Origin of the sequence: Amycolatopsis thailandensis (genome assembly GCF_002234405.1) — a bacterium.
Lineage (GTDB): Bacteria > Actinomycetota > Actinomycetes > Mycobacteriales > Pseudonocardiaceae > Amycolatopsis > Amycolatopsis thailandensis.
The window spans coordinates 37791-63398 of record NZ_NMQT01000060.1; the positions used below are offsets into that span (position 1 = coordinate 37791).

At 69.1% G+C, this 25608-nt stretch carries 33 protein-coding genes; 18 read left to right on the forward strand and 15 right to left on the reverse strand.

Annotation, left to right across the window (positions count from 1 at the left end):
- Window positions 1-85 precede the first annotated feature (85 nt).
- Both CFP71_RS17230 and CFP71_RS17235 read left to right on the forward strand, forming a co-directional pair.
- Window positions 86-718: a helix-turn-helix transcriptional regulator gene (locus CFP71_RS17230; protein ID WP_093934873.1), complete on the forward strand. Its 633-nt coding sequence runs from the start codon at window positions 86-88 to the stop codon at window positions 716-718.
- Window positions 719-722: 4 nt separating this feature from the next.
- Window positions 723-1136 (forward strand): Pvc16 family protein, encoded by a 414-nt coding sequence (locus CFP71_RS17235; RefSeq protein WP_093934874.1) that lies wholly within the window; start codon window positions 723-725, stop codon window positions 1134-1136.
- Here CFP71_RS17235 and CFP71_RS17240 read toward each other — a convergent pair.
- The 3 genes from CFP71_RS17240 to CFP71_RS17250 all read right to left on the reverse strand — a co-directional run bounded on the left by CFP71_RS17240 (window position 1114) and on the right by CFP71_RS17250 (window position 3745).
- Window positions 1114-1626 carry a hypothetical protein gene (locus CFP71_RS17240; RefSeq protein ID WP_244199715.1) on the reverse strand — a complete coding sequence of 171 codons (513 nt, stop codon included), beginning with the start codon at window positions 1624-1626 and terminating at the stop codon, window positions 1114-1116. The genes CFP71_RS17235 and CFP71_RS17240 overlap by 23 nt on opposite strands.
- A gap of 63 nt (window positions 1627-1689) precedes the next feature.
- Entirely contained in the window at window positions 1690-2973 is a 1284-nt protein-coding gene (locus tag CFP71_RS17245; RefSeq protein ID WP_093934876.1) for an ATP-binding protein, read from the reverse strand.
- Between the two features lies 1 nt (window position 2974).
- The gene (locus tag CFP71_RS17250; RefSeq protein ID WP_093934877.1) at window positions 2975-3745 is read right to left on the reverse strand and encodes a response regulator transcription factor; all 771 of its coding nucleotides are present in this window, start codon (window positions 3743-3745) and stop codon (window positions 2975-2977) included.
- Between the two features lie 42 nt (window positions 3746-3787).
- On the opposite strand from CFP71_RS17250, the gene hisN reads away from it, so the two are divergent.
- Complete coding sequence (hisN, locus tag CFP71_RS17255; protein WP_093934878.1) at window positions 3788-4573, forward strand: histidinol-phosphatase; 786 nt, start codon at window positions 3788-3790, stop codon at window positions 4571-4573.
- Window position 4574: 1 nt separating this feature from the next.
- Here the strand turns inward: hisN and CFP71_RS17260 are convergent, their stop codons facing one another.
- The 5 genes from CFP71_RS17260 to CFP71_RS17280 form a co-directional block, all read right to left on the reverse strand.
- Window positions 4575-4850 (reverse strand): hypothetical protein, encoded by a 276-nt coding sequence (locus CFP71_RS17260; protein WP_093934879.1) that lies wholly within the window; start codon window positions 4848-4850, stop codon window positions 4575-4577.
- Window positions 4847-5665, reverse strand: coding sequence for a TNT domain-containing protein (locus tag CFP71_RS17265; RefSeq protein ID WP_244199716.1), 819 nt, complete (start codon window positions 5663-5665; stop codon window positions 4847-4849). Before CFP71_RS17265 ends, CFP71_RS17260 begins: the two co-directional genes overlap by 4 nt.
- Before the next feature lie 116 nt (window positions 5666-5781).
- The gene (locus CFP71_RS17270) at window positions 5782-6714 is read right to left on the reverse strand and encodes a hydroxymethylglutaryl-CoA lyase (protein WP_093934881.1); all 933 of its coding nucleotides are present in this window, start codon (window positions 6712-6714) and stop codon (window positions 5782-5784) included.
- On the reverse strand, window positions 6714-7295 hold the full coding sequence (locus tag CFP71_RS17275; protein WP_093934882.1) for a PH domain-containing protein: 582 nt from the start codon (window positions 7293-7295) through the stop codon (window positions 6714-6716). The genes CFP71_RS17270 and CFP71_RS17275 overlap by 1 nt, the downstream gene beginning before the upstream one ends.
- 97 nt (window positions 7296-7392) lie before the next feature.
- Window positions 7393-8217 (reverse strand): biotin--[acetyl-CoA-carboxylase] ligase, encoded by an 825-nt coding sequence (locus CFP71_RS17280; RefSeq protein ID WP_093934883.1) that lies wholly within the window; start codon window positions 8215-8217, stop codon window positions 7393-7395.
- A gap of 80 nt (window positions 8218-8297) precedes the next feature.
- On the opposite strand from CFP71_RS17280, the gene CFP71_RS17285 reads away from it, so the two are divergent.
- Window positions 8298-9413 (forward strand): C40 family peptidase, encoded by a 1116-nt coding sequence (locus CFP71_RS17285; RefSeq protein ID WP_208635974.1) that lies wholly within the window; start codon window positions 8298-8300, stop codon window positions 9411-9413.
- A 218-nt stretch (window positions 9414-9631) separates the two neighbouring features.
- On the opposite strand, the gene CFP71_RS17290 is transcribed toward CFP71_RS17285, so the two are convergent.
- Window positions 9632-10171: a histidine phosphatase family protein gene (locus CFP71_RS17290; protein WP_093934884.1), complete on the reverse strand. Its 540-nt coding sequence runs from the start codon at window positions 10169-10171 to the stop codon at window positions 9632-9634.
- Window positions 10168-10995: an alpha/beta fold hydrolase gene (locus CFP71_RS17295; protein ID WP_093934885.1), complete on the reverse strand. Its 828-nt coding sequence runs from the start codon at window positions 10993-10995 to the stop codon at window positions 10168-10170. The genes CFP71_RS17290 and CFP71_RS17295 overlap by 4 nt, the downstream gene beginning before the upstream one ends.
- Before the next feature lie 27 nt (window positions 10996-11022).
- Between CFP71_RS17295 and CFP71_RS17300 the strand changes: the two genes are divergently transcribed.
- From CFP71_RS17300 to CFP71_RS17320, 5 genes are all read left to right on the forward strand, one after another.
- A complete protein-coding gene (locus CFP71_RS17300; RefSeq protein ID WP_093934886.1) occupies window positions 11023-11418 on the forward strand; it encodes a nitroreductase/quinone reductase family protein in 396 nt (131 codons plus the stop codon).
- A 40-nt stretch (window positions 11419-11458) separates the two neighbouring features.
- A complete protein-coding gene (locus CFP71_RS17305) occupies window positions 11459-11854 on the forward strand; it encodes a MerR family transcriptional regulator (protein WP_093934887.1) in 396 nt (131 codons plus the stop codon).
- A complete protein-coding gene (trxA, locus tag CFP71_RS17310) occupies window positions 11855-12190 on the forward strand; it encodes a thioredoxin (protein ID WP_093934888.1) in 336 nt (111 codons plus the stop codon).
- 236 nt (window positions 12191-12426) lie between these two features.
- On the forward strand, window positions 12427-13047 hold the full coding sequence (locus tag CFP71_RS17315) for a LysE family transporter (RefSeq protein ID WP_093934889.1): 621 nt from the start codon (window positions 12427-12429) through the stop codon (window positions 13045-13047).
- 57 nt (window positions 13048-13104) lie between these two features.
- Window positions 13105-13536 carry a VOC family protein gene (locus tag CFP71_RS17320; RefSeq protein ID WP_093934890.1) on the forward strand — a complete coding sequence of 144 codons (432 nt, stop codon included), beginning with the start codon at window positions 13105-13107 and terminating at the stop codon, window positions 13534-13536.
- Here the strand turns inward: CFP71_RS17320 and CFP71_RS17325 are convergent.
- The 5 genes from CFP71_RS17325 to CFP71_RS17345 all read right to left on the reverse strand — a co-directional run bounded on the left by CFP71_RS17325 (window position 13533) and on the right by CFP71_RS17345 (window position 17876).
- Complete coding sequence (locus CFP71_RS17325; RefSeq protein WP_093934891.1) at window positions 13533-15287, reverse strand: S9 family peptidase; 1755 nt, start codon at window positions 15285-15287, stop codon at window positions 13533-13535. The two genes, CFP71_RS17320 and CFP71_RS17325, sit on opposite strands and share 4 nt — an antisense overlap.
- 4 nt (window positions 15288-15291) lie before the next feature.
- A complete protein-coding gene (locus CFP71_RS17330; RefSeq protein WP_093934892.1) occupies window positions 15292-15732 on the reverse strand; it encodes an SRPBCC family protein in 441 nt (146 codons plus the stop codon).
- The gene (locus tag CFP71_RS17335; protein WP_093934893.1) at window positions 15729-16046 is read right to left on the reverse strand and encodes an ArsR/SmtB family transcription factor; all 318 of its coding nucleotides are present in this window, start codon (window positions 16044-16046) and stop codon (window positions 15729-15731) included. Before CFP71_RS17335 ends, CFP71_RS17330 begins: the two co-directional genes overlap by 4 nt.
- Window positions 16047-16105: 59 nt before the next feature.
- Window positions 16106-16804 (reverse strand): lysoplasmalogenase family protein, encoded by a 699-nt coding sequence (locus CFP71_RS17340; RefSeq protein ID WP_093934894.1) that lies wholly within the window; start codon window positions 16802-16804, stop codon window positions 16106-16108.
- Between the two features lie 61 nt (window positions 16805-16865).
- Window positions 16866-17876, reverse strand: coding sequence for a GlxA family transcriptional regulator (locus CFP71_RS17345; RefSeq protein ID WP_093934895.1), 1011 nt, complete (start codon window positions 17874-17876; stop codon window positions 16866-16868).
- 44 nt (window positions 17877-17920) lie between these two features.
- Between CFP71_RS17345 and CFP71_RS17350 the strand changes: the two genes are divergently transcribed.
- From CFP71_RS17350 to CFP71_RS17390, 9 genes are all read left to right on the forward strand, one after another.
- Window positions 17921-18691, forward strand: coding sequence for an NAD(P)H-dependent oxidoreductase (locus tag CFP71_RS17350; protein WP_093934896.1), 771 nt, complete (start codon window positions 17921-17923; stop codon window positions 18689-18691).
- A gap of 52 nt (window positions 18692-18743) precedes the next feature.
- A complete protein-coding gene (locus CFP71_RS17355) occupies window positions 18744-19556 on the forward strand; it encodes an SRPBCC family protein (RefSeq protein WP_093934897.1) in 813 nt (270 codons plus the stop codon).
- Window positions 19557-19624: 68 nt separating this feature from the next.
- The gene (locus CFP71_RS17360) at window positions 19625-20776 is read left to right on the forward strand and encodes a sensor histidine kinase (protein WP_093934898.1); all 1152 of its coding nucleotides are present in this window, start codon (window positions 19625-19627) and stop codon (window positions 20774-20776) included.
- Window positions 20773-21435, forward strand: coding sequence for a response regulator (locus tag CFP71_RS17365; RefSeq protein WP_093934899.1), 663 nt, complete (start codon window positions 20773-20775; stop codon window positions 21433-21435). The genes CFP71_RS17360 and CFP71_RS17365 overlap by 4 nt, the downstream gene beginning before the upstream one ends.
- Before the next feature lie 351 nt (window positions 21436-21786).
- Window positions 21787-23424, forward strand: coding sequence for an acyl-CoA carboxylase subunit beta (locus CFP71_RS17370; protein WP_093934900.1), 1638 nt, complete (start codon window positions 21787-21789; stop codon window positions 23422-23424).
- On the forward strand, window positions 23421-23639 hold the full coding sequence (locus tag CFP71_RS17375) for an acyl-CoA carboxylase subunit epsilon (RefSeq protein ID WP_093934901.1): 219 nt from the start codon (window positions 23421-23423) through the stop codon (window positions 23637-23639). The genes CFP71_RS17370 and CFP71_RS17375 overlap by 4 nt, the downstream gene beginning before the upstream one ends.
- A gap of 120 nt (window positions 23640-23759) precedes the next feature.
- The gene (locus CFP71_RS17380; RefSeq protein WP_093934902.1) at window positions 23760-24593 is read left to right on the forward strand and encodes a helix-turn-helix domain-containing protein; all 834 of its coding nucleotides are present in this window, start codon (window positions 23760-23762) and stop codon (window positions 24591-24593) included.
- A gap of 197 nt (window positions 24594-24790) precedes the next feature.
- Window positions 24791-25000 (forward strand): DUF397 domain-containing protein, encoded by a 210-nt coding sequence (locus CFP71_RS17385; protein ID WP_093934903.1) that lies wholly within the window; start codon window positions 24791-24793, stop codon window positions 24998-25000.
- Window positions 24997-25317, forward strand: coding sequence for a hypothetical protein (locus CFP71_RS17390; protein WP_093934904.1), 321 nt, complete (start codon window positions 24997-24999; stop codon window positions 25315-25317). The genes CFP71_RS17385 and CFP71_RS17390 overlap by 4 nt, the downstream gene beginning before the upstream one ends.
- Window positions 25318-25608: the final 291 nt, after the last annotated feature.

A 25608-nucleotide genomic window follows, 5' to 3' on the forward strand; every position in this document is an offset into this window, starting at 1 on the left:
CCATGCGCCCGGGACACCTCACCCGGCAGGGTGAGTGGTGCGAGGGGTGGGGCCCTCGCACAGTTCGAGGGGAATGGGGAATCACATGTTCGAACCGAACAGGACACCCGTGGTCGTCCGCGCCACCGATCCGATCCTGCACAACGGCGTCTGCATGACGCTCCGCTCCCGTGACGACGTCTGGCTGGTGGACGGGGAGACCGCCGACCCGGGCATGGTGGCCCTCCTGGTCACCGATCGTCTCGACGAGGCCATGACGCAACTGCTGTCCGCGCTGCACCACCAGGGGTTCACCCGCATCGTGCTCATCGCGGGGGAAGTCGACGACAACGAGATCCTCAGCGCCATCGAGCACGGCGTCTGCGCGGTCGCCCGCCGTTCGGAGGCGGGCGCCGACGTCCTGGTCCGGTTGATCAAGGCGGCCGCGGCCGGGGAAGGCGCGCTCCCGCCCGACCTGCTGGGCAGGCTCCTGCACCGGGTCTCGCGGCTGCAACGTCAGGTCTTGCAGCCGCGCGGCCTGCATCTCGGTGGCATGAGCAGCCGGGAGACCGAGGTGCTCAAGCTGGTCGCGTCGGGGTTCTCGACACAGGAGATCGCCGACCAGCTCTGCTATTCGCAGCGCACGGTGAAGAGCATCCTGCACGACGTCACCAACCGGTTCCAGCTCCGGAACCGGTCGCACGCGGTGGCCTACGCACTGCGTGAGGGATTGATCTGACGTCGTGATCACCGAGATCGACGGGGCGTTGTGCCGGCTCATCGCGACGCGGCTGCCGGAAGGGACGGTGGTCCGGCTGGATCCGCCGAAACCCACCTGGCAGACCGAGACACCGGTTTCGACCGTCGATCTGTTCCTCTTCGCCCTGCACGGCGCCGGTCCGGGAACCGGCGCCGTGCGGGCGAAGCGGTGCGAACTGTCCTATTTGATCACCGCGCGGGCGGACAAGGTCCGGGACGAGCACACCCTGCTCGACCGGTCGCTACGGGTGTTGCTCGGGACCGAGTTCCTCATCGTCGACGAGCAGCCCTTGCGGCTGACCATCGGGAAGACCGATCCGACCGGGCTTTGGGTCAGCCTCGGCCTGCCCGCCAGGGCGGCGTTCGTCGTCACGGTCACGGCGGAGTACCGAGACTGAGCACCGAGGCCCGCCGCAAGACCACCCCGCCGATGGACGCCAGCTGCGTGCCGAAGAGCTCGCACCATTCGGTGGCGGTCTCGGGCGGGCCGCATTCACCGGCCCGCATGGCCCACTTCGCCCGGACTTCGAGGCAGTAGCCGAGCAAGCCGGTCAGGGTCAGCCCGTTCCGGCCGGCGCCGACCCAGCAGGTGCCCCGGTAGACCCAGCTGCCCGGGGGCCGGAACACGGCGCTCTCCTGGACGAACCGGTGCCCCGCCGCTGCGGTGACGGACGCGACCGGGGTGTCGATCCCGCTGACGAACAAGCCCTTCGAAAGCAGGTCCAGGGCCTCGGCCTCCATCCGCTCCACCACGCCGGGCTGACGACGGCACGCGTACAGGTCGCCGTCGAAGGACAACCGCACGGAGATCGCCACCTTGCCGATCTCCACGGTCGCCGCGGCCACCGGGCTCACCGGTGGGCGGTACCGGAACGCCGTCGCTCGCACTCCCCGACGTTAGGTCGGCGCGCTTCCGCCGCCCTGCCCGATGGGGTGATCCTTCGGGAGGTCTTAGCGAGGGACCCGTTCGGCGGGCCAGCGCACTTCGGCCACATCGCCCGGCCTCGGGACCTTCAAGAAAAGACTGAACACCGCGGGCTGTTTGCTCGACAACTCCAGCCGTCCGCCGTCGGCCTCGATGAGCGCGCGGGCCAGGGCGAGCCCGACGCCGGTCGAGCCGCCGCCGGAGAATCCGCGTTCGAAGATGTGCGGCGCCAGCTCGTCGGGCACTCCCGATCCGGTGTCGGCGACCTCGATGACGACGGTGCCCTCCGTGTCACCTCGCCGGGCGGCGAGCGTGACCGTTCCCGCGCCGTGGCGCAGCGCGTTGTCGAGGAGGACCCCGACGACCTCGCGCAGGCGGCCCGGTGTCGCCCTCACCCTGAGCCCGTCCGTGACGCGGATCCGGAGATGCCTGCCTTCGGCGCGAAGCAGCTGTCGCCATTCCTCCGAAATCTCGGGAAGCATTCCCGGCAGGCTCACCGGTTCCGCGCCGACCTCGCGCGCCGCCCGCGCGGCGGCGAGCAGTTCGTCGAGCGCTTCGGCCAGCCGGTCCGCCTGTTCCTGTGCGGCCTTCGCCTCGTCGACGACGTCCTGATCGGGGTGGATGGTCAGCGGTTCGAGCCGCAGTTGCAGCGCGGTCAACCGGCTTCGCAGCTGATGCGAGACGTCGCCGACCAGCTGACGTTCTCGCTGGACGAGCTGCGCGAGCGCCGTCCCCGACGCGTCGAGCGCTTCGGCGACCATGTCGAGTTCGCCTACGCCATAGCGTTTCGGATCCGGCCGGAAATCGCCGCCGCCGAGTTTGACCGCGCGATCGGCGACGTGTCTCAGCGGTTTCGCGAGCCGCCGCGCGGTCACGGTCGCGACCACCGTGCCGGTGCCCACCGACAGCACGACCAGCAGCACCACGAGCAGCGTCATCTGGGTCTGGCGAGTGCGCATCGGCCCGGCGGGCACGGCCAGCTCGACCTCGCCGTGCAACGCGATCGGTGCCTTCTCCGACACCACGTCGGAGCCCGGGTCGGAGCCGTACCGTTTCTCGATCTGCCCTTGCGCGCGGACGGTCAGCAATCCGCCCTGCGGGACGGCCACCCGGACCAGTTCGAGGTTGATCGGCTGGCCGACGGCGATCTCGCTGTCCAGCGTCGCCGCGATCCCCCGGGCCGAGGACGCCAGGTTCTCGCGGTTGAGGTTCTCGACCAGCTGCCAGGCGGTGATCCCCAGCGGGATGCCCAGCACGGCGGCGGTGACCGCGACGGCGAGCAGGATCGCCAGGAGGATGCGGCGGCGCATGCTATTCCGCGTTGAAACGGAAACCGACGCCGCGGACGGTGGCTATCCGCCGTTCGCCGTCGCCGTTCCCGCCGGGTTTGCCCGTCCGGCCCGCCGCTTCGTCGGCGGCGATGCTGTGGTTACTGTCGGCGAAGCCACTTGACTTGCCCGCCCGGCTGGCAGCTTCGTCGGCCGCGATGGCGAGCTTCCGGCGCAGCCAGGACATGTGCATGTCGAGTGTCTTCGAAGTCTTCGATTCGAGGTCGTTCCACACCTCGGCGAGGATCTCGTCGCGGCTGACCACCTGGCCCGCGCGGCTCATCAGCACCCGCAGCAGCTCGAACTCCTTGTTGGCCAGCTGCACCTCGTGCAGGTCCACGGTGACCATCCTGGCACCGAGGTCCATCCGCACTCCCCCGGCTTCGAGCACTTCGGGCGCCCGGCGGCGGAGCAGCGCCCGGATGCGGGCCAGCAGTTCGGCGAGCCGGAACGGTTTGGCGACGTAATCGTCGGCGCCGGCGTCGAGCCCGACCACGAAATCGACCTCGTCCGTACGCGCGGTCAGCATCAGCACCGGGACCTCGGTGCCGCTGGCCCGCAGGCGACGGCAGACCTCCAGGCCGTCCATCCCGGGCAGGCCGAGATCGAGGACCAGCAGATCCACCCGATCGCTCGCGGTCGCGTCGAGAGCGGCGGGCCCGTCGCCGACGACACGCACGTCATACCCCTCCCGCTGGAGTGCGCGGGAAAGCGGATCGGCGATGGCCGGGTCGTCCTCGGCGAGTAGCACCATGCTCACCTGGCCAACTCTACGACTGCCGGGCGTGAAAGCATCGTGACCGTGCCTGGCTACGAGAATGATCTGGACCTCGCCACCCGGCTGGCCGACGCCGCCGACGCCATCACCACCGCCCGGTTCCGCGCGCTGGACCTGGCCGTGGAACGCAAACCCGATCGGACCCCGGTCACCGACGCGGATACCGCCGTCGAGGACGCCATCCGTGCGATCCTCGCCACAGACCGCCCGGACGACGCCGTGCTCGGCGAGGAACGCGGCGGTTCGGCCGCGACCGGCCGCGCCTGGGTGCTCGACCCGATCGACGGGACCAAGAACTTCCTGCGCGGCGTCCCGGTCTGGGCGACGCTGATCGCGCTCGTCGAAGACGGCACGCCCGTGGTGGGCATGATCAGCGCGCCGCTGCTCGGGCGCCGCTGGTGGGCCGCCACCGGGGACGGCGCCTGGATGAGCGATTCCGCCGGGGAGCGCCGCATCTCGGTGTCGAAGGTCGCGTCGCTCGAAGACGCGTATCTGTCCACAACGGACCTGAACTCGTGGGTGGAGTACCACTCGCGGGAAAAGTACCTCGACCTCGTCAACGCGTGCTGGGAAAGCCGGGCCTTCGGCGACTTCTGGCACCACTGCCTGGTGGCCGAGGGCGCTTTGGACGTCACCGCGGAATGCATCGTGAACCCGTGGGACGTCGCGGCGGCGCAGGTGCTGATCACCGAAGCCGGTGGCCGGTTCAGCGACTTGAACGGCGAAGCTCGCTACGACAACGGCTCGGCGCTGTCGACGAACGGCCTGCTGCACGACGAGGCGCTGGCGATCCTGAAGCGCTGAGTCACTGCGCGCCGGGAAGCAGGCCGACGGCGCCTCGCGCGACCTGTGACCAGGCGAGACGTCCGAAGAGGTAGTGGCAGGCGACCTGTTCGCTGGTGAACCGTGCCCAGTCGTACCGGTTGCCCTGCTCACGCCAGAAGACCTCCCAAGCGGGCTCGGCGCCCTCTACCTCCGTGCGCATCAGGCACCAGGCGTTGTCGGCTTCCGTGCCGACCGAGACCACCTCGGCCGGCACGCCCAGCGCCGCCAGCCACCGCAGGATCGTCCCCGTGTTCACCGAACCTCCCCCGTGACGTCCGCCAGGAAGCCCAGCGTGACGAGTTCATCGGCGCCCAGCACCGCGCGGAAACGCACCCCGCCGCCCGGTTGGCCGAACCACTCGGCGGTCACCGAACGCCAGACCGGCAACGGCCGGACGACGCGGTAGCGCCGGTACGCGGCGAGCTGGTCCGGCGGCAGGGAACGCATCGAAAACAAGGTGGCGTCCTCGGCGAACACCCGGCCGTGCTGATCCCCGAAGCGGTCGAGATGAGTGCCGACGTCGAGCATCACCGGCGTCGCCGGGTCGATCCCGCCCTCACCGGGAGGCCACAGATAAGCCGTCTCGCCGACGAAGCGCTCTCGCCAGTCCTCTTGGGACTCTCCGCCCCAAGGGTCGTGTCCCCGCGTCAGCTCCGCCGGGGCGGCGACGGACGGTGTCGTCGGCGATCGCCGGAAACCGCTGCTGACGTGAGACAACGCGTCCAGATCGTCCAGCACGCCCGCCTCGGGGTGATCCTGCGGGCCGGAAGCGCCGTCCGGCAGCGGCAACTGGCGCGCGGGTTTCCCCATCGCGACCGGCAGGTGCCCGATCGGGAACATGTGCACGAGGAACAGCGCGATCACGCTCTCCCGCTCGGTCCGCAAAGCCCCCATGGGCGGCGGCACGGGAGGCGGCGGTTGCGATTGCGGGAAGGGCACTCGCAACGGCGCCACCGAGGCAGGCCACGGCGAAGGCGCATACGGAGCGCGCGCCCCGTGCTGGGGTGTCGGGGCGTCGTAATCGGCAGGCAGCCGGATGGGCCCCGTCCCGGCCTCGCTCGGATCGGTCACCGCACCTCCCCCAAGGAATCGATCCCACCGTGAAGGGGGAGGCAGCGGACAGGACGCGCTACGACTTTAGCGCCGACCGGCGTTCTCGTCGGCGGATACCCGAAAGCGCGCGCACCTCAGCCGGCGAGCGCGTTGACCACCCGGGACGGGCTGGGCCTGCCGAGCTTCCCGGCCATCCACTTGCTCGTCGCCACCAGCGCGTCGAGATCGACGCCGGTTTCGACGCCGAGGCCGTCGAGCATCCACACCAGATCTTCGGTGGCGAGGTTGCCGGTGGCCGATTCGGCGTACGGGCAGCCACCGAGTCCACCGGCCGAAGAGTCCACAGTGGACACTCCGCAGCGAAGGGCCGCCAACGTGTTCGCGAGCGCCTGGCCGTAGGTGTCGTGGAAATGGACGGCCAGCGTGCCGACGTCGGGGAACAGCCCGATCAGTGCTTCGACCTGTCCCGCGGTGGCGACGCCGATGGTGTCCCCGAGCGAGAGCTGCGAGCAGCCCAGGTCCAGGAGCCGTTTGCCGACTCCGGCGACCTGCGCGGCCGGGACGGCGCCCTCCCACGGGTCGCCGAAGCACATCGACACGTATCCGCGGACGTCGAGACCTTCGGCCCGCGCCCGGGTGACGACCGGCTCGAACATCGCGAACTGGTCGTCGACCGTCGAATTGAGGTTCTTCTTGGCGAAGGTCTCGGTGGCGCTGGCGAAGATCGCGATATGCGAGACCCCGGCCTCCAGCGCCCTGTCCAGCCCGCGCTCGTTCGGGACGAGCACCGGGTAACGGATGCCTTCGCGCTTGTCGAGCCCGGCCAGGAGCTGCTCGGCGTCGGCCAGCTGCGGCACCCATTTCGGGCTCACGAAACTGGTCGCCTCGAGCGTGGTCAGCCCGGAATCGGCGAGTTTGTCCAGGAATTCGAGTTTGACCTCGACCGGGACGATCGCCTTCTCGTTCTGGAGCCCGTCGCGCGGGCCGACCTCCCAGATCGTCACGCGCTCCGGCAGGGCCGAGGCGGACGGGACGCGGTCCGGCAGTCCCAGCTCTCGCGTGCCCATCAACGGCGCCGGTTTCCGCGCGGCGGGCGGCCCTGCGGAGGAAGCGGTTCGGTCTGCTGCGGCGCCCCCGCGGGCGGGGCGTAGTCGTCGTACGGGTTGTCGTTGACCTCCCGGTAGATGACCGTGTGCACGCGCTCGACCTTGGGGATGTCGTCGAACTTCAGCGGTTCGTCCGAGGCGGACTCGATCACCAGGGTGCCGCAGCCGAACACGCGGTCCAGCAGGCCGTGCTCGAACTGGACGCTGTTGATCCGCGACATCGGGATGTCGATCCCGGTCCGCTTCAGCACGCCTTCACGGGCGATCAGCCTGTCCGTGGTCACGATGAAATGCGTCGTGCGCCAGCGGACGAACGGGGCCAGGAAGAGCCATACGACGAGGATCAGGCCGACCGCGGCGATCGCGATCAGCCAGATCAGGTCCCAGGGGGCCGCCGCGTCCTTCGCGAAGAGGCCGAGCACGATGCCCCCACCGAGCGTGACGATCAACGCGAGGAAGGGGAAGATCAGCATCTTGAAATGCGGGTGACTGTGCACCACGACGTGCTCGTTTTCGCTGAGCAAATCGTCCGGATAGGCCACGACGGACGCTCCCAAAGTGTGTTCGGCGCTGGTGAGCTCACCGTACCGGCGAACGGTCCCGGTGGAAGACCGGACGCCGCAAAACACACCGCACGGATCAGGACCCGGCGGGCCGCACGTGGACGACGTCTCCGGCGAACACCGTGTAGCGCTCACCACCGGGAACGTCGACCTGGAGCTGACCGGCGGGATCGATGTCGGCGGCGCGGCCGGTCAGCGCCGAACCGTCGGGCAGCTGGACCTCGACGTCCTGGCCCAGCGTGGCGCAATGCCGCCGGTAGTCCCCGAGCAGGCCCGCCTCGGCCAGCGATCCGCCGGCGAGCCGCCAGCGGTGTTCGAGCTCGTCGAAGCCGGTGAGCAGGCGGGTGGCGATCTCGGCGCGGTCGGTCTCCGTCGCCCCCTGCTCGGCCAGCGAGGTCGCGGGCAGGCCACCGGGCCCGGCCGGGACGTTCTCGCCGAGCGGCAGCACGTTCAGGCCGATCCCGAGGATCACGGTGGTCTCGTCGCCCGCGACGGCCTCCGCCAGGATGCCCGCGCATTTCGCGCGCTCCGGACCGGCCAGGACGTCGTTCGGCCATTTGAGGACCGCGTCGACCCCGAGGCCCGCGGCGACCTCCCGGACCGCGAGTCCCGCGACCACGGAAAGTGAACCCAAATTGGCGAACGGGACCCCGCCCGGACGCAGCAGGACACTGACGTAAAGGCCAGTTCCCTTCGGCGAGGACCATTGCCGCGCGCGGCGGCCGACGCCGGCCGTCTGCTCTTCGGCGATCAGCACTGTGCGGTCTTCGGCCCCCTTCGAGGCGGCTTCCCGCAGGTCGGCGTTGGTGGACCCGGTGCTCGCCACGACCTGGATCGCGGCGTACCGGCCGGACAGCGCGGCGCTCAGACGCTCGGCGTCGAGGGCTCCCGTCTCACTCATCTGCCCAGAATATGAGAGTCCCCCTAACGTGCAAGGCGTTCGCTCGTTACGCAGAGGTGGTCTCCAATAATCTTGACGGCGTGACCGAGCCCGACTCCGCTTCGAACGCGCCCGAAACCAGCCCGAAGAAGTCGTGGGCGCACGGCGTGGCGATGCGCGGCCTGGTCGCGCTCCCGCTGGTCGCCGGGCTCGCGACGGCGGGCTGGCTGCTCGCGGGCGGCAACGACCCGGCGCCCGCCGACGGGAACCAGCCGGTGCCCGTTCCCGCCGCGAAGCAGGATCCGGCCACCGTCGGCGGCGGCGCGGGTCCGTCGGTCCTCGAAGTCAGCGCGCCGGTCAAGGCACAGGAGACACCGAAGGGCGTCCGGCCGCTCGAAGAGTGGGCCGAGAAACTCGCCGGACCGCTCGACATCCCGGCGAAGTCGCTCATCGGCTACGCGAACGGCGAACTCGCGCTGCGCGGCGAGCAGCCGAACTGTCACCTGTCCTGGGTCACCCTGGCCGGGATCGGCGCCGCGAGCTCGAACCACGGACGCGGCGGCGAGAACCCCCTCGGCCTCTCGGCACAGCAGTGGAAGAAACACGGCGGGTCGATCCCCGGCATCGCGAAGCCCGCGCTCGCCGACCCCGACTCCTCCTCGGTCGCCGCCGGTCGCGCGCTGTGCTCCTCCGGAGCCGACCTCGGCGGCGGCAACGGCTGGTGGAAGGCGATCGCCGGCTACCAGGGCGGCAAGGGCAACGAGGCCGAACTGTTCCGCCAGCGCGTCTTGGGCAACGCTCAGCTGTACGCGACCCTTTCCCTCGACCCCGCGCGAAGCTCGAGCCCCGCGGTGAAGGCGACCCGGTTCGCGCTCGGCCAGCTGGGACTCCCGTACGTGTGGGGCGGCAACGGACCGGAAGCGGGCGCGGCGGGCTTCGACTGCTCCGGGCTGACGAAGGCGTCCTACGACGAGGCCGGGGTCGCGCTCCCGCGGACCGCGGACAGCCAGTTCCGGGCCTTGCAGCAGGTGCCCGGCGAGCCGAAGCTCGGCGATCTCGTGTTCTACGGGAACCCGTCGACGCGGATCCACCACGTGGGGCTGTACCTCGGGAACGGCCTGATGATCAACGCGCCCACCGAGGGCCAGGCGATCCAGATCCACACGTACCACTCGAAGGGCGACGACTACACCGGCGCGGGCCGCCCGTCTGCCTGAGTCGGTCGTCGGCGTGCCGGCTTCGGGTGTCGCGAAAGCCACTTTCGGGACGTCTGACGTCCCGAAAGTGGCTTTCGCGACGCTGGGCGCTGCCGGAGGACGCGCCCCCGCGCACAGGGGTGTTGTGAAAGCCACTTTCACAACGTTGAAGGTTGTGAAAGTGGCTTTCACAACACGCCGCCTTAGCCGTACCTATTCCATAGGACCGTCTCAGTCACTCACGAGCCGGGCGGCCAGCGCAGCCGGTGGATGGCGGGCATCGGCATGTCCCGCGAGAAGGGCCAGTCGATTCCCGGAATGATCCCCGCCAGCAGGCGCGACACGAAAGTCCCGTGGCTCCCCAGCAGCACGACACCGCCCGCGTGCTGCTCCGCCAGCCGCTCGACGGCCGCGATCGCCCGCGCTGTCAGCTGCCGCAGGCTCTCCGCGCCAGTACGAGCGAAATCCGGATCGGCCCAGCTGCGCGCGTAGTGCACGGCGTAGTCCGGCGTCGGCTCCAGACCTGAGTCCCACTCGCGGAGTTCCCAGCTCGTGGTGACTTCGAGCCCGGCCAGTCTCGCCGCGGGTTCGACCGTCGCGACCGCTCGCCGGTACGGACTCGACACCACCGCCGTCGGGTTCATCGCGGCGAGTTCGGGCGCGAGGAGCTCCGCGGCCGCGATGCCCGCCGTTGTCAAAGGCCGATCCGGGTCGTCGGGCTTTCCCGGCGACGGCGGAACGGACTCGGCGTGCCGTACGAGGACGATTTCGCAGGTCACAGACGGTCGGCCAGCCATTCGAGGGCGGCTTCCCCCTGACGGAGAACCGAGATGTGACCGTCCTCCGGAAACACGCGCAACTCGGCCGTGGCGCACTGCCGCGCGAGCCACTCCCCGTGCCCGACGGGCGCGATGCGGTCGGCGCCGCCGTGCACGAGCAGCACCGGCGCCTTGACGTCGGACGGCTGGAATCCCCAGGGCGCGACGTACGCGAGATCGTCGTCGATCAGTGCGCCGGGGCCGCCCTCGATCGCGGGACCGACGACGTCGAGCAGCCATTTCCAGTCGTCCGCCAAGGCCGCGTGATCCGCCGGGGTGAACATCTCGGCGTCGTACTCGGCCGCCGCCTCGTGGCGTTCCTTCTCCTCCCGGCCTGCCAAGGCCGCCGTCAGCGAGCCGACGCCCGCCGCGCTCATCCCCGCGAACCATTCCCAGCTCTCGGAGTGCGGAGCCATGCTCGCGACGCCGACCATCGCCGAGACCCGCTCCGGCAACAGAGCAGCGCACGCGAAGGCGTGTGGTCCGCCGCCGGAATGCCCGTAGACCGCGAACCGCTCGATCTCCAGGGCATCGGCGATCTTCTCGACGTCCGACGCCGCCGACGCGACATCTCGGCCGGGACGCGGCGAGGAGCCGCCGTACCCGGGCCGATCGTAGGAGACCCACCTCAGCCCGAGCCGTTCGGCGGCCGGGAAAAGCGGTGACGGCGGGGCGCCGATGTTCGGAGTCCCGTGGTGCCAGAACACCACCGGACCGGTGCCGCCGGTGTCGTACGTGTGCAGAATGGTCCCGTTCCCCAGGTCCACGTCGAACTCGTTCACCATCGGCCGAGCGTAGGGCACCCTGGACCCATGTCGCGCTATCACGAGATCAAGCACCGGGTGGCCACCACCTTCCAGCGGCACGTCGGCAACCCACTCCTCCGGCGGCTGCCCGCCCAGCCCGTCCTGGAGACCACCGGTCGCAAGTCCGGGGAACCCCGGCAGACGCCGATCGGCGGCCGCAAGGTGGGCCGCGAGTTCTGGATCGTCTCGGAGTTCGGCGAGAAATCGCAGTACGTCCGCAACATCCAGGCAGATCCTCGCGTCCGGCTCCGGCTCAAGGGCCAGTGGCACACCGGCACGGCGCACCTGCTCCCGGACGACGACCCCCGCGCGCGGCTGAGGGCCCTGCCCAGGTTCAACAGCGCCGCCGTGCAGGCGATCGGCACGGATCTCCTCACCATCCGGGTCGATCTCGACGACTGAGTTTTGCCTTGACGCCAAGGGCAAGGTTTACGCTCGGACCATGCGGATCGGCGAACTCGCCGCGCGGACCGGGACCACCACGCGCGCGCTGCGTTTCTATGAGTCACAAGGGCTTCTCGACGCTCGGCGCGCGTCGAACGGGTACCGGGAGTACGACGAGGACGACTACCGCCTGGTGAACGAGATCCTGACCCTGCAAGCGGTCGGGCTCAGTCTGGAGGACACCAGGCCGTTCGTCGAATGTCTGCGCGCCGGTCACGAGACCGGCGACTCGTGCGCCGATTCGATCGAGGTCTACCAACGCAAACTCGCCGAGGTGGACGCCTGTCTTGCCAGGCTCAACGACGTGCGGGACAGCCTGCTGACCAAGCTCGCGGGCGCGTTGAAGACACCGCCGGGGCCGTGCGTCGTCGTGCCGCGAACCGAGGAGGCCTGAATGTCCCTTTCCGTCGTCACCGACGAAACCTTCCGAGAGCTGGTCCTGGAGCAGGAGAAGCCCGTCCTGGTGGACTTCTGGGCGCAGTGGTGCCCGCCTTGCCACATGATCGTCCCGGTGCTCACCGAGATCGCCGAAGAACGCGCCGACTCGCTGATCATCCGCAAGCTCAACTCCGACGAAAATCCTCTCACCGCAAGGGATTATCAGGTCATGTCCCTACCGACGCTGATCCTCTTCCGGGACGGAAGTCCTGTTTGGACGACAGTCGGGGCCCGGCCGAAGGCGCGGCTCTTGGCCGACCTGGACGCCGTCCTGGAGGCGGCCCGCGTCTGACTCGCTTCCGGCAGTGTCATGAAAGGGTCTTTCCTGACGAATTTCGTCAGGAAAGACCCTTTCATGACATCCAAGTGCGCGGGCTGCGCCGTAATTGTGTTGCGCCCGGGGCCGTCCGTTCGCATCCTTCAGCACATGACATCGACCCTCGCCTTCCTGCCGTCGCCCACCGTCGTCCGACGGGTGCGGGCGCAGCAGCGGAAGACGTCCTGGCGGAGGCCGACACCAGTCCGACCGTGAGCGCCGCGCTCGTCGCGGGCCTGCTCGCCGGCTATGGCATCGCCATCCCGGTGGGCGCGGTCGGCACCTATCTCGTGGTGCTGACAGCTCGCGCAGGACTCAAGATCGGCGCGTACGCCGCCTTGGGCGTCGCCACGGCCGACGGCCTCTACGCCCTGGTCGCGGTGCTCGGCGGCAGCAAACTCGTGTCGGTCATCCAACCGATCGCCGAACCGTTGCGCTGGGTTTCGGTGGTGGTACTGCTCGTGCTGGCCGTCCACATCGGATTCACCGGCGTCCGGAATTTCCGCGACGCGGGGAAAGCCGAGGTGACCGAACCGGCCGCGATCGGACCGTTGAAGGCCTACGTGAGCCTGCTCGGGATCACGCTGCTCAACCCGACGACGGTCGTCTACTTCACCGCGCTCGTGCTCGGCAGCGAGGACATGGCCGCCGCGAGCACGTCGGAGCACGTGGTCTTCGTGGTCGCGGCGTTCGCGGCCTCGGCCAGCTGGCAACTGCTCCTCGCGGGCGGCGGCGCGGTGCTAGGCAAGGCGTTGACCGGACGTCGTGGACGGCTGGCGACCGCGCTCACGTCCAGCGCGCTCATCGCCGTACTCGGTATCCGCCTGATCTGACGACACCGAAAAGAATCGAGGACAGTGGCTGTCCGCATCGGTTGCCAGGCTGTGCCCATGACCGAAACCCAGGAACGCCCCGCCTCCCTCCACTCCTACCTCGCCTACCACGACGCGGCGAAGGCGCTCCGCTGGCTCGAACGTGCCTTCGGCTTCGAAACCGTCATGGAGTACCCGGACGACAAGGGCCTGATCCAGCATTCGGAACTGCGGCTCGGCGGCGCCTCCATCATCGTGTTCAGCGCGGAGGAGGACTACGACCGCGCGAACCGCAAGGGGGAAACGGTCGGCCACGGCCTCTACGTCAGCCTTCCGACGCAAGAGGCCGTGGACGCCGTTTTCGCCTCCGCCGTCGAAGCCGGCGCGACGACGGTCTGGAAGCCCGAGAACACCGAATGGGGCAATTACCGCTTCCGCGTCGACGATCTCGAAGGCTACGAATGGACCTTCGGCACGCACGTCCCCGGCGAGCCGACCGACTGGAGCTAAAGCAGGCGCGCGAACCACTCGTGCATACGGCGAAGCAGATCCAGCTGGTTTTCCCGCTTGCGGAACGAATGCCCTTCGCCTGGATAGACGACGAAGTCGTGTTCGACGCCGAAGTGCCGTAGCGCCCGGTGGAAGTATTCCGCCTGGGACAACGGGACGTTCGTGTCGTCAGCGCCGTGCGCGATCAGCACAGGGGTCTCGATCTTCGACGCGTAGGAGATCGGGCTCAGCCGGTCGTGCCGGTGCGGGCCTTCCCCTTCCCAGCCGGTACTTCCGCCGAGCAGAGCATCGTAAGGACCGAATTCGCCGGTCCCGGCGAGCATCCCCCAGTCGCAGATCCCGGCCACCATCAGGGCCGCCTTGAACCGGCTGGTCTGCCCGACCGCCCAGGCCGTCATGAAACCGCCGTGACTCCCGCCCATGATCCCCAGCCGGTCCGGATCGGCGACCCCTTCGGCGACGAGGAGGTCGATCCCGGTTTCGATGTCCCTCCATTCTTCGAGGCCGACACGTCCGGCGACCGAAGCGGCGAACTCATGACCATGGCCTTGTCCCCCACGGGGATTCGGCAGGAAGACGGCGTGTCCCGCCGAGGCCGGCCATTGCGCGGACGGGAACCAGGCGAGCCGGAACCCGTCCGCGTGCCGGTCGTACGGTCCGCCGTGCGGGATCGTGATCAGGGAGAAGGGCCCGTCCTCTCGCGTCTTACCCGGCGGAAGGACGAGCAAGCCATCCAGGGCGAGGCCATCGAAAGCCTTATAGGACAAGCGTTCCTGTGTTCCCCAGGTGATATCGGCGAACTCCGGAACCAGGTCAGTGACGCGCGTCAAAGCCCCACTTACAGGTCCACTGTGGACACCCTTCGGCTGATGGGCGGTGCTCAACACGATGGCCACGATCTCGCCGTTCGAAGAGATCGCGTCCGCTTGCCCGCGCCAGAACGACACTTCGCCGTCACCGAGACGATGAAGCGCGGTGTCCAGCCCGTCCGCGACGAGCACCAACGGCGCACCGGAATCGACCTGCGCGAGCCTGATCGGGCAGGCCGATTCCGGTGTCAGATTCCGGTGCTCCCCTGTTTCCACGGGAACGCCGAAGACCGCCCGGCCACCCACCCTCTCCGGCGTCGCGAGATACGCGACGTGCCAGCTGTCGCCTTCCCGCCACCAGACCGGGCTCTCGGCCTCGAACGGGGTCTTCCCGAGCTCCCGCCGTTCCCCGGTTTCCAAGTCCAGCAAGGAAAGCCGGGGTTCGAGCCCGCCGGGATCGATCTCGGGCGTCGACCAGGTGATGACGGCGACAGCCTTGTCGTCCTGACGACCGGCGACCCCGACCACGTGGTCTTCGATCAGTGTGGTGATCTCGCCGGTCTTCGGATCGAAGCTCCGCAGCCGCGCCGGGCGGAGACTTTCGCTCCAGACCCAGATGTCCGCGGCCGGCGTCTCGTCCTCGGCGATGAACACGATCCGGTCGCGCATCGGGACGAACCCGGTGATCTCACTCCCCCAGGCGAAGAGTTGCCCGTCCACCGTGTGGATCCGGCCGTCCCGTAGGAAGTGAAGGGAATCCGACGACCACTTCGGCGAGCTTCCCTCGGCCACCTTCCGAGGTTCTCGGCCGCTGTCCGCGAGCCAGATCTCGGGGGCGCCTTTGGCGACGGTCTCGACCTGGTACGCGATCCGGAGTCCATCCGGGGACAGCGCGGGGTCCGACGGGACATGATGATCGACGATCAGCTCAGCGGTCAGCATGTGTTCATACTGCCGAGAAAACCTTCCCCAGGTTGTCGAGCCAAGTCCCGGTGCCCTGCTCGCGCCAGCTCGGTTCTTCGTGCCCGTCGAGGAAAGTGCCCTGTTCGATCAGCGTCAGCCGGGTGCCGTCGTCCTCGGCTTCGAGCAGCACCGTCGTGACCGACACCGTCGCTAGGACGTCGTTCGCGGACAGCGTCCCCGAGTAGACGATCCGCTCGTTCTCGGCGATGTCCTCGTAGCGCGCGTCGAACACCATCCCCTTCCCGTCGTCGGGAGGACCGGTGGTGACCTCGCGGCCGCCGACGCGGAAGTCCAGGGAGTGCCCGCCACCGGGCACGGTGAACCAGCCGGCTTTCGTGGCGGCGTCGGACCAGGCCGCGAAAACGCGATCCGGCGACACGGGGTAGACGCGCTCCAGGGTGAAAGTGGCGTGTTTGACGGTCATGACCTTTTCCCTTCGTCGGACTCCAGAAAGCCACCGAGACGGTCGAGCCGGTGTTCCCAGCCGGTGCGCTGCCCGCCGAGCCAGTCCTCGGCCTTCCGCAGGCCGTCCGGTTCGAGGTGGCAGGTCCGCACGCGGCCCGCCTTCTCCGACCGGACGAGCCCGCTGGCCTCCAGCACCTGGAGGTGCTGCATCACGGCGGGCAACGACATCGACAACGGCTGCGCGAGCTCCCCCACCGAGGCGGGTCCCTGGGTGAGGCGCTCGATCATTTCGCGGCGCGTTCCGTCGGAAAGCGCCTTGAACACCTGGTCCATCCGTTGGTTAGGCACATGCTTAACCATGCACCCGCGCCAGGAAATAGTCAAGCAAGTACTTAACTTTCCGCGGTCATGCCTTCGACGAGCAGCCACTGCGAGGCGAGGTACGAGGTCAGCACGAAGGTCTCCAGGTTGGCCCGCACCCGCTCGCTGGTGACGAAGTTGCGGCGGATCAGGATCGCCAGATCGGACGCGGAGAACAGCAGCGCGCCGGCCGCGATCCAGGTCCGGCGGTCACCCGACGGGACGACCATGCCGCCCGAGACCTTGGCCTTCGGCGCCAGGACCGGGTCGGCCGCGAGGGTCGACGTCGTGCTCAGCAGGCCTCCGTAGGCCGAAAGCACCGAAGACACCGGAGACGGCTTCGGCAGTGTCATCGCGACGGCGGCCGCCGCCCAGGCCCCGAGCCGGGGCGGCGCGGTCGCGGCGCGCGGACGAGCACCGCGACGCCACAGCAGCACCGAATACAGCACCTGCATCACGCCGAACGACGTCGCGCCCTTGATCAGCTCGCCGTCCTCGTCGGACCTGCCCATGAAGTGGTCGCCCGCCCCGGCCGCGACCAGCGCGGCGACGAGCAGGCCCTTCTCCCCCGGCGCGAGCTTGCGCGCCCGCGCGACCCGGGCGGCGAGCACCGGGACCGCGGCGGGCTTGGTCGCCAGCTGCAACTTCCGATTGCCCGTCCTGGCGGAATACACCGTGCCGATCGCGGCGGCGCCGAACAGCACCCGTTCGGCGATTTTGAGGGCCTTCACCTACCACCTCCGGAACTTATTTCTGGGTAAGTTACCAGGAGGTCAGCTCTCTGGGCGTCTCCTAGACGGCCTCACGGAAGGTGTTCCGGTACGCGCTCGGCGAGACTCCCAGCGCCGCCTGCAAGTGCTGACGCAGCGACGCGGCGGTGCCGAAACCCGCCTCGGTGGCGACCTTGTCCACCGGCAGATCCGTCTCTTCGAGCAGCTGACGGGCCCGCTCGATCCGCTGCTGGGTCAGCCACTGCAACGCCGAAATCCCGACCTCGTCGCGGAATCGCCGGGTGAACGTCCTCGTGCTCATCGCCTCTTTCGCCGCGAGTTCGCGCAGGGTCAGCGGCCGGTCGAGGTTCTCGAGCGCCCAGGCCCGCGCGGTCGCCGTCGACGAGGACTGCGGTTCCGGCACCGGCCGCCGGATGAACTGCGCCTGCCCGCCCTCGCGATGCGGCGAGACGACCGTTCCGCGCGCGACCTCGTTCGCGACGGCGGCGCCGTGATCGCACCGGATCATGTGCAGGCAGAGGTCGATCCCGGACGCGACACCCGCCGAGGTCAGCACGTTCCCGTCGTCGGTGTAGAGCACGTTGGGATCGAGGGCGACCTTCGGGAACTTCGCCTGGAAATCCAGCGCCGAACGCCAGTGCGTGGTCGCCTTCCGGCCGTCGAGCAGGCCCGCGGCGGCGAGCACGAACGCGCCCGAGCAGATCGACGCGATCCGGGCGTCCGGCCGGATCAGCTCCAGCGCCCGCGCGAGCGGTTCGGTGAGGTCCTGTCCCGAGGGTTCGTACTCGATGGACGACGCCGGGATGATCACGGTGTCGGCCTCGGCCAGGACCTCCGGGCCGAGGCCGACCGAGACGGTGACGTCGGCATCGGTCCGGATCCGGCCGGGCTCCGGCGTGCAGGTGACGACCTCGTAGAGCGGTTCGCCGTCGGCCGATTTGGCCGTGCCGAACAGGCGAGTGACGATGCCCAGCTCCATCACCAGCATCCCGTGCCGGACCAGCACGGCGACCCGGTGACGGCCAGGACGCGCGAAAAAGCCCATGGCCTGATTCTTGCACATGTTGGCCATCGGGCCACTCGCGCCGAACCACCCGGCCGCGCGACGGTGGGGACATGAACGTGCTGTGGATCTTCGCCCACCCTGAACCCCGTTCCCTCGGCGGCTCACTGCGCGACGAGGGCGTACGCACCCTTCGCGCGCAGGGCGCCGACGTCCGGGAATCCGACCTGTACGCGATGAAGTGGAACCCCGTCGTCGACGCCGACGACTTCGGCTCGGCCGCCGGAAGCGACCGGCTGTTCGTCGGCTCGACGTCGAAGAGCGCCTTGCAGACCGGCGAACTCAGCGCCGACATCCGCGCCGAACACGAAAAGCTGGCGTGGGCGGACACCGTGATCGTCCAGTTCCCCCTGTGGTGGTACGGAATGCCCGCCATCCTCAAGGGCTGGTTCGACCGCGTCTTCGTCAAGGGTCTCGGCTACGGCATCCAGCGTCCCGACGGCCGGACGGCCCGCTACGGCGAAGGCACGATGAACGGGAAACGCGCCATGGTCGTACTCACCACGGGCTCGCCGGAGGCCGCGGTCGGACCACGCGGCGTCAACGGCGAGATCAACGAGATCCTCTTCCCGCTTCAGCACGGAGCCCTTTGGTACACCGGGATGTCCGTCCTTCCCCCGCTGACGATCTGCGGCGCCGACCGCTTCTCCCCCGAGCAGTACGACGCCGCCGCGGAAGCGCTGCGGGAGCGCCTGCGGACACTGTCCACTCAGGACCCGATCCCGTTCCGCCACCAGAACGGCGGCGACTACGACGACAGCCTGGTCCTGCGCGACGAGCTCGCGCCCGGCCGGAGCGGCATCGGCGTCCACCTCGCCGGTTGACCCAATATCACGTCACGGTTATATTCCCCTGGAGGCACATTAGGAGGTAACCGTGAATCCTCGCGCCCGGTTGGAAACCGTCGGAGAACGGCCCGCGCTGCGGATCGAACGCCGTCTCGCGCACCGCCCGGAGCGGGTCTGGCGAGCGGTCACCGAACCGTCCGAGCTGGCGAAATGGTTCCCGGCGGCGGTCGTCGTCGACTTACGACCGGGCGGGACCATCGAGTTCACCTTCGAGGGCGAAGAGACCCCGACGGCGGGCGAGGTCCTCGAAGCCGACGAGCCTCGCCTGTTCGCGTTCAGCTGGAACGACGACGTGCTGCGATGGGAGATCACCCCGGACGGTGACGGCAGCCGTCTGCTGTTCACGCATACGTTCGGCCGCGGCGAACCCGCCATCGCGAGGATCGCGGCGGGCCGCACCGCCGCCGGCTGGGACAGCTGCCTCGTCGCGCTCACCGCGTCGCTCGACGGCGAAGACCCTGAGCAGCCGAAGGACTGGGTCGGCCCCATCGAGGCCTATGTCGAGGAGTTCGGGCTCGCCGACGGTGAGGTCCTGGAAACCGGCGAGGGCAAGGTGATCCGCTTCCGCCGGGATCTGGTCTGGAAACCCCTCGATGAGGTCTGGGCCCTTCTCGCCGCCGAAAAGGGCACGGTCATTCGCGAGGAACCCCCGCGCTTGCTGGAGTATTCGCTGCCGCGGGGCGGCGTCGTCCGCTGGGAGTTCAGCCATTCCGACCTCGAAGGCACCATGGTCGAGGTGACCCAGACCGTCCCGGCCGGACAGGAAGACGTCGTGCCCGAGGCGCTGCGAAGCTGGCGCGAGAAACTGAAGGAGTTCTTCGCGGCGGCGCACCGAAGCTGATCTCCACCCAGGGGATGACCTCCACCGGACGGACGCGGATATCGCGGCCTCCCGGATAAGTTCGCCGTATGAAACAACCGTCGGGGCTTTCCCGCCGCGTCGCGAACACGATCGACGTGCTCCTCGCGCTGGTCCTCGTCGTGGCCGTCGGCGGGAACCTTTCGGCGGGCACCTGGACGTTCCTCGTCGCGATCCCGATGTGGCTCGCGTGGGCGACGGTCGCCGCCAGCGGTGTCGCGATCGCGCTGCGCCGTCACCGGCCCCTGATCGCCTACGGCCTCGGCCTCGGCAGCTTCGTTCCCGCCCTGATCGCCGGCAACGGACTGGCCCCGGCCGCACTCCTGGCCACCGGGTGCGCCCTGTACACCGTGGCGCTGAAACACCACCGGATCACGTCGCTGATCGCGATGGGCCTCGGCCTGGTCGTCGTCATGATCTTCGAGCTCCTGCGGCTCGGGCCGAACACGATCGCGTCAACGGCCTTCGCGGGCGGCGGGGTGGCGGGTTCGTGGGCGCTGGGCTGGATGACGCGGCAACGACGCGCGAACCTTGCCCAGCTCGCCGAAACCCAGGCGAATCAGGCCGTCTCCGACGAACGGCTGCGGATCGCCCGCGAGATGCACGACGTCGTCGCGCACAGCATGAGCCTGATCGCGGTCAAGGCGGCCGTCGGCAACCACGTCGCCCGGGAACAACCCGAAGAAGCGCAGGAAGCGCTGCGGGTCATCGAACTCACCAGCCGCGAAACCCTCGTCGAACTCCGGCGGATGCTCGGCGTCCTGCGCTCCGGCGACGGAACGCCCGAGGCCGCGCTCGGTCCCGCGCCGAAACTCTCCGACCTGCGGACGCTGGCCGAACGCGCCGGACAGGCCGGGGTGCGCGTCGAGCTGACCGGCGAGCTGATCGACGACCTTCCCGAAGGCGTCGCGCTTTCCGTCTACCGCATCACGCAGGAGGCGGTGACCAACGTCGTGAAGCACGCGGGGCCGTCGTCCTGCCGGATCACGATCACCGAAGACCCGGGCGAGGTCAGCGTCGAGATCGTCGACGACGGCCGCGGCGAAGGCTCGCCCGCGACCGTCGGCGGCCACGGTCTGATCGGCATGCGCGAACGCGTCGCGGTCTACGGTGGAGACTTCGAAGCGGGCCCCCTGCCCGCCGGGGGATTCCGGGTGTACGCGCGGCTGCCGTACGCCGCCAAGGAAATGGGGACACGATGATCCGCGTACTGATCGCCGACGACCAGGCGCTGCTGCGCGGCAGCTTCCGCGTGCTCGTCGACAGCGCGCCGGATCTCGAAGTCGTCGGGGAGGCCGGCGACGGCGCGGAGGCGGTGGAACTGGCCGGGAAGGAACGCCCCGACGTCGTGCTGATGGACGTCCGCATGCCCGAGATGGACGGGATCGAGGCGACCAGGCGGATCTGCGCGTCGAGCGGCACCGAAGGGGTCCACGTGCTGATGCTGACGACCTTCGACCTCGACTCCTACGTCTATTCGGCGCTGCGCGCGGGCGCGAGCGGATTCCTGCTGAAGGACACCCCGCCCGCCGAGCTGCTGACCGCGATCCGGGTCGTCGCGGCGGGCGAAGGGCTGCTCGCCCCGTCGATCACGCGCCGGCTCATCGCCGAGTTCGCCCGGCTGCCCGAACCCGGCCAGCGCGTCGCGGCCTCGCTCGACAACATCACCACGCGCGAGCGGGAGGTCCTGAGCCTGATCGCGCGAGGCCTGTCGAACGACGAGATCGCCGGCTCGCTGCACCTCGGGCTGGCGACGGTGAAGACGCACATCAGCCACCTCCTGCACAAACTCGCGGCGCGGGACCGGGCACAGCTGGTGATCGCGGCCTACGAATCAGGCCTGGTCCGGGCCTCGGTCTAGCGCTCTGTCCGACCGGCGGGCTGGCCTGGTCACGCGTCTCGTCCGGAGTGTCTTGGGTACCGACAGTCAGGCGGTTTCGCGTGACGAGGTGGACGACACGCGTGACCGGACGGACGACACGCGTGTCTGGATGGACGCCAGGGACCGGAGCCTCGGCCGCGAGAGTGCCGTCCATCTGGTCACGCGTGTCGTCCACCTGATCACATGCGCCGTCCACCCAGTCACGCGAAAGTACAGAGCTTGGTCACCGAGCCGGGCCCGCCGCGACCCCGGCCTACGCGCTTCCGCCTGACGTGGGACGTTGCCTACGCCACACGCGAAGTGACCGTCGAGTAGCTAGGCTGCGGTTTCATGAGCAGTGCGACGGAGCCGCTCGGGACGCCGCCCGAGAACGAACCGGACATCCACACCACGGCCGGCAAGCTGGCCGACCTATACCGCCGGTACGACGAGGCGGTGCACGCGGGTTCCGCGAGGGCGGTGGAGAAACAGCACGCCAAGGGCAAGAAGACCGCTCGCGAGCGAATCGACCTGCTCCTGGACGAAGGCTCCTTCGTCGAGCTGGACGAGCTGGCGAAGCACCGCTCGGTCAACTTCGGCCAGGAGAAGAACCGGCCTTACGGCGACGGCGTCGTCACCGGTTACGGCACGGTCGACGGGCGCCCGGTGTGCGTGTTCAGCCAGGACGTCACCGTCTTCGGCGGCTCGCTCGGCGAGGTGTACGGCGAGAAGATCGTCAAGGTGATGGACCTGGCGATCAAGACCGGCCGCCCGATCATCGGCATCAACGAAGGCGGCGGCGCGCGCATCCAGGAAGGCGTCGTCTCGCTCGGGCTGTACGGCGAGATCTTCAACCGCAACGTCAAGGCGTCCGGCGTCATCCCGCAGATCTCGCTGATCATGGGCGCCAACGCGGGCGGGCACGTCTACTCCCCGGCGCTGACCGACTTCGTGGTGATGGTCGACAAGACCTCGCACATGTTCATCACCGGCCCCGACGTCGTGAAGACCGTGACCGGCGAAGAAGTCTCCTTCGAAGAACTCGGCGGCGGGCGCACGCACAACACCCGTTCGGGCGTCGCGCACTATCTCGGCTCCGACGACGAGGACGCCATCGCCTACGTCAAGGAACTGCTCGCGTTCCTCCCGGCGAACAACCTGTCCGAGGCTCCGCTGTACGAGACCGACTCGGCGCCTGGTGGCTTCTTCGACGACGTCACCGAGACCGACCGCGAGCTCGACACACTGATCCCGGATTCGCCGAACCAGCCGTACGACATGCACGAGGTCATCAACCGCGTCGTCGACGACGGCGACTTCCTCGAGGTCCACGAGCTGTTCGCGCCCAACATCCTGGTCGGCTTCGGCCGGGTGGACGGGCGCAGCGTCGGCATCGTGGCGAATCAGCCGACCCAGTTCGCCGGCTGCCTCGACATCGACGCGTCCGAGAAGGCCGCGCGGTTCGTGCGCACCTGCGACGCGTTCAACATCCCCGTGCTGACCTTCGTCGACGTCCCGGGCTTCCTCCCCGGCACCGACCAGGAGTGGAACGGAATCATCCGGCGCGGCGCGAAGCTGATCTACGCCTACGCCGAGGCGACCGTCCCGCTCGTCACCGTCATCACCCGCAAGGCGTACGGCGGCGCGTACGACGTCATGGGCTCGAAGCACCTCGGCGCGGACGTCAACCTGGCGTGGCCGACAGCGCAGGTCGCGGTCATGGGCGCGCAGGGCGCGGCGAACATCGTGCACCGCAAGACGCTCGCCGCGGCCGCCGCCGACGGCAAGGACGTCGACGCGCTGCGCGCCGAGCTGATCCAGGAGTACGAGGACACGCTCCTGAACCCGTACGCGGCGGCCGAGCGCGGCTACGTCGACTCGGTGATCGTGCCCGCGCACACCCGCGGGCACATCGCGAAGGCGCTCTCACTGCTCCAGGGCAAACGGGAGACGCTGCCGCCCAAGAAGCACGGGAACATCCCGCTGTGAGCGCGCCCGAAACCCCGCTGCTGCGGGTCGTCAAGGGCGATCCGAGCGACACCGAACTCGCCGCGCTCACCGCCGTCGTCGCGGCGGCGGCGAGCGCGCGGGCACCGGAACCGGCGCCGAAGCGGGATTCATGGTGGGCCGACAAGGCTTCGCTGGTACGGGCACCGCTCGCGCCCGGCGAAGGCGCTTGGCGGGCCTCGGCGCTTCCTCGCTGAAACCGGGTCACGGCGAACCGCGCGGATCGGGCTTTCGCGGGCTATCGTTGCTGATCTGGCGGTCCGGCTCGTCCGGTTCGCCAGGTCTTCGGTATCCGCGATCGCCCCAGAAAGCCGTGCGTGACCAACCAAGACCGTCTCTCCGCCGAATTGCGCCGTCTGCGCAAGGCCGCCGGGTTGTCCGGAACCGAAGCGGCCAGGCTCACGAGCCTCAGCCAATCGAAGGTGTCACGCGTCGAAACCGGCGCCTTCATGCCGACCGAGGAGCAGGTCGTCGCGCTGTGCCGCGCCTACCGCGCGCCGGCGAAGATCCGGCGGGAACTGGTCGCGATCACGCGCGACCTCCGCGAAGAAGCGTCGTCCGCCCGGGTCGTCTTCCAGCGCGGTGCCTGGCGGATGCAGCAGCGCATCGGCAAGATCGAGACCGCGTCCGCCCGCATCCGGAGCTTCCAGCCGACCATCGTGTTCGGCCTGCTCCAGACCCGCGCCTACATCACCGCGCTGTTCGGCACTTCCCTGCCGGACGCCGAGCGCGACCAGACGGTCGACGCCCGGCTGGAGCGCCAGCGGATCCTCGACTCCGACCGTGAGTTCCACTTCGTGGTCACCGAGGGCGCCCTGCGCTGGAACATGGGCGGGGCGGCGACCATGCAGGCCCAGGTCTGCCACCTCATCGAGCTGTCGCGCAGCGGCCGGATCCGGCTGGGCGTGATCCCGTGGTCCACGGCGGTTTCGGTCCCGGTCCTCCACGGTTTCGACATCTACGACTCGCGCGCGGTCCTCCTCGGGACGCAGACGGCCACGGCGCTCGTCACGGACGAACGCGAAGTGGCCGACTACGAAAAGAACTTCGCCGAAGTCGAGCGCTACGCCACCTACGACGACGTCGCCTGCTCGCATCTGGCGCGGATCGCGGCCGACTACCGACAGCTCGCGGTCGAACCACTTCGGTGACAAAAGACCCTTTGCGCTATGCACCCTGAGGGTGCATCTTGAGTAAAGCGGCTGTCGGTGAAGGCCCCTTTTCCTGCGCCGAACGCGATCGGCCGAGCCGTTCACCGACCATTCGGAACAGATCACCCGATTTCGCCAACCTTGCTGCGGCGCAACCCGTCTACTTGCCGAAACAGTCACTGGGGAAAGGCACTCCTATGACCACCACCTGGCACGAGAACATGACCGGCTGGCACAAGTCGACCTACACGCACTGGGAAGAGAACGCCTGTGTCGAGGTGGGCGGCGCGCCCGGCCTCGTCGGCATCCGGGACACCAAGCAGTGGGCGCTGCCGGACCGGTCCCGGCCGATTCTGGTGCTCCCGGCCGCGTCCTTCAGCGCGCTCCTCGATCACCTCGGTCGATGAACGACGTCGCCGAGCCGTACATGGTCCACCATCCACGGGAGATGGCGGGCCAGCTGATCAACGGCAACTGGATCGTCGCAAGGTGGGAGCACCTCGGCGAGAACGAAGACCTGGACCATTGGACCGCCGTCCTGCGCGAGTACTGCGAAGAACTCGGCGTCGATCCGTACGTCATCAACATCCCGCGGAAGAGCCTGACGATCGTCTTCAACGGCGCGCTCCCCGCGCCGACGTTCGAGCAGCTCGAGAATTCGGTGGCGGCCATCGAGTACCACCGCTTCCTCGACCGCGAAATCGGTCCGAGACCGCTGAACTAAGCGTCCCCGCGGTGACGGGGACCAGGCCCCGGGCCGGCCGTGGCGAATGGTCCGCCATGTCACCGGCGCGAAGACCACACCCGCGGACGGAATCACCCGCAGTTAGGCGTATCGCCCGACGGCCGAGCCGTCGTGGCCGTAACCGGGCGTGCCGTCCCGGTCTCAGAGCGTCCAGGCGCGCCCCCGGTCGTCCGCGCTGACCGGTTTCCCTGCGCCGCATGGCCTCGACCCTTTCCGGAGAGAGCCCCGGGCCCCATCGGGTGCCGGACCTCACTTGAAGACCGCCTGAGT

Coding starts and splice junctions, on each gene's coding strand:
- CFP71_RS17230 (WP_093934873.1), top strand. CDS start 86: ATGTTCGAACCGAACAGGACACCCGTGGTCGTCCGCGCCACCGATCCG.
- CFP71_RS17245 (WP_093934876.1), bottom strand. CDS start 2,973: ATGCGCCGCCGCATCCTCCTGGCGATCCTGCTCGCCGTCGCGGTCACC.
- CFP71_RS17250 (WP_093934877.1), bottom strand. CDS start 3,745: ATGGTGCTACTCGCCGAGGACGACCCGGCCATCGCCGATCCGCTTTCC.
- CFP71_RS17270 (WP_093934881.1), bottom strand. CDS start 6,714: ATGGGCACGCGAGAGCTGGGACTGCCGGACCGCGTCCCGTCCGCCTCG.
- CFP71_RS17280 (WP_093934883.1), bottom strand. CDS start 8,217: ATGAGTGAGACGGGAGCCCTCGACGCCGAGCGTCTGAGCGCCGCGCTG.
- CFP71_RS17295 (WP_093934885.1), bottom strand. CDS start 10,995: ATGGTGAACGAGTTCGACGTGGACCTGGGGAACGGGACCATTCTGCAC.
- CFP71_RS17300 (WP_093934886.1), top strand. CDS start 11,023: ATGTCGCGCTATCACGAGATCAAGCACCGGGTGGCCACCACCTTCCAG.
- CFP71_RS17305 (WP_093934887.1), top strand. CDS start 11,459: ATGCGGATCGGCGAACTCGCCGCGCGGACCGGGACCACCACGCGCGCG.
- trxA (WP_093934888.1), top strand. CDS start 11,855: ATGTCCCTTTCCGTCGTCACCGACGAAACCTTCCGAGAGCTGGTCCTG.
- CFP71_RS17320 (WP_093934890.1), top strand. CDS start 13,105: ATGACCGAAACCCAGGAACGCCCCGCCTCCCTCCACTCCTACCTCGCC.
- CFP71_RS17325 (WP_093934891.1), bottom strand. CDS start 15,287: ATGCTGACCGCTGAGCTGATCGTCGATCATCATGTCCCGTCGGACCCC.
- CFP71_RS17330 (WP_093934892.1), bottom strand. CDS start 15,732: ATGACCGTCAAACACGCCACTTTCACCCTGGAGCGCGTCTACCCCGTG.
- CFP71_RS17335 (WP_093934893.1), bottom strand. CDS start 16,046: ATGGACCAGGTGTTCAAGGCGCTTTCCGACGGAACGCGCCGCGAAATG.
- CFP71_RS17345 (WP_093934895.1), bottom strand. CDS start 17,876: ATGGCCAACATGTGCAAGAATCAGGCCATGGGCTTTTTCGCGCGTCCT.
- CFP71_RS17350 (WP_093934896.1), top strand. CDS start 17,921: ATGAACGTGCTGTGGATCTTCGCCCACCCTGAACCCCGTTCCCTCGGC.
- CFP71_RS17360 (WP_093934898.1), top strand. CDS start 19,625: ATGAAACAACCGTCGGGGCTTTCCCGCCGCGTCGCGAACACGATCGAC.
- CFP71_RS17365 (WP_093934899.1), top strand. CDS start 20,773: ATGATCCGCGTACTGATCGCCGACGACCAGGCGCTGCTGCGCGGCAGC.
- CFP71_RS17370 (WP_093934900.1), top strand. CDS start 21,787: ATGAGCAGTGCGACGGAGCCGCTCGGGACGCCGCCCGAGAACGAACCG.
- CFP71_RS17385 (WP_093934903.1), top strand. CDS start 24,791: ATGACCACCACCTGGCACGAGAACATGACCGGCTGGCACAAGTCGACC.
- CFP71_RS17390 (WP_093934904.1), top strand. CDS start 24,997: ATGAACGACGTCGCCGAGCCGTACATGGTCCACCATCCACGGGAGATG.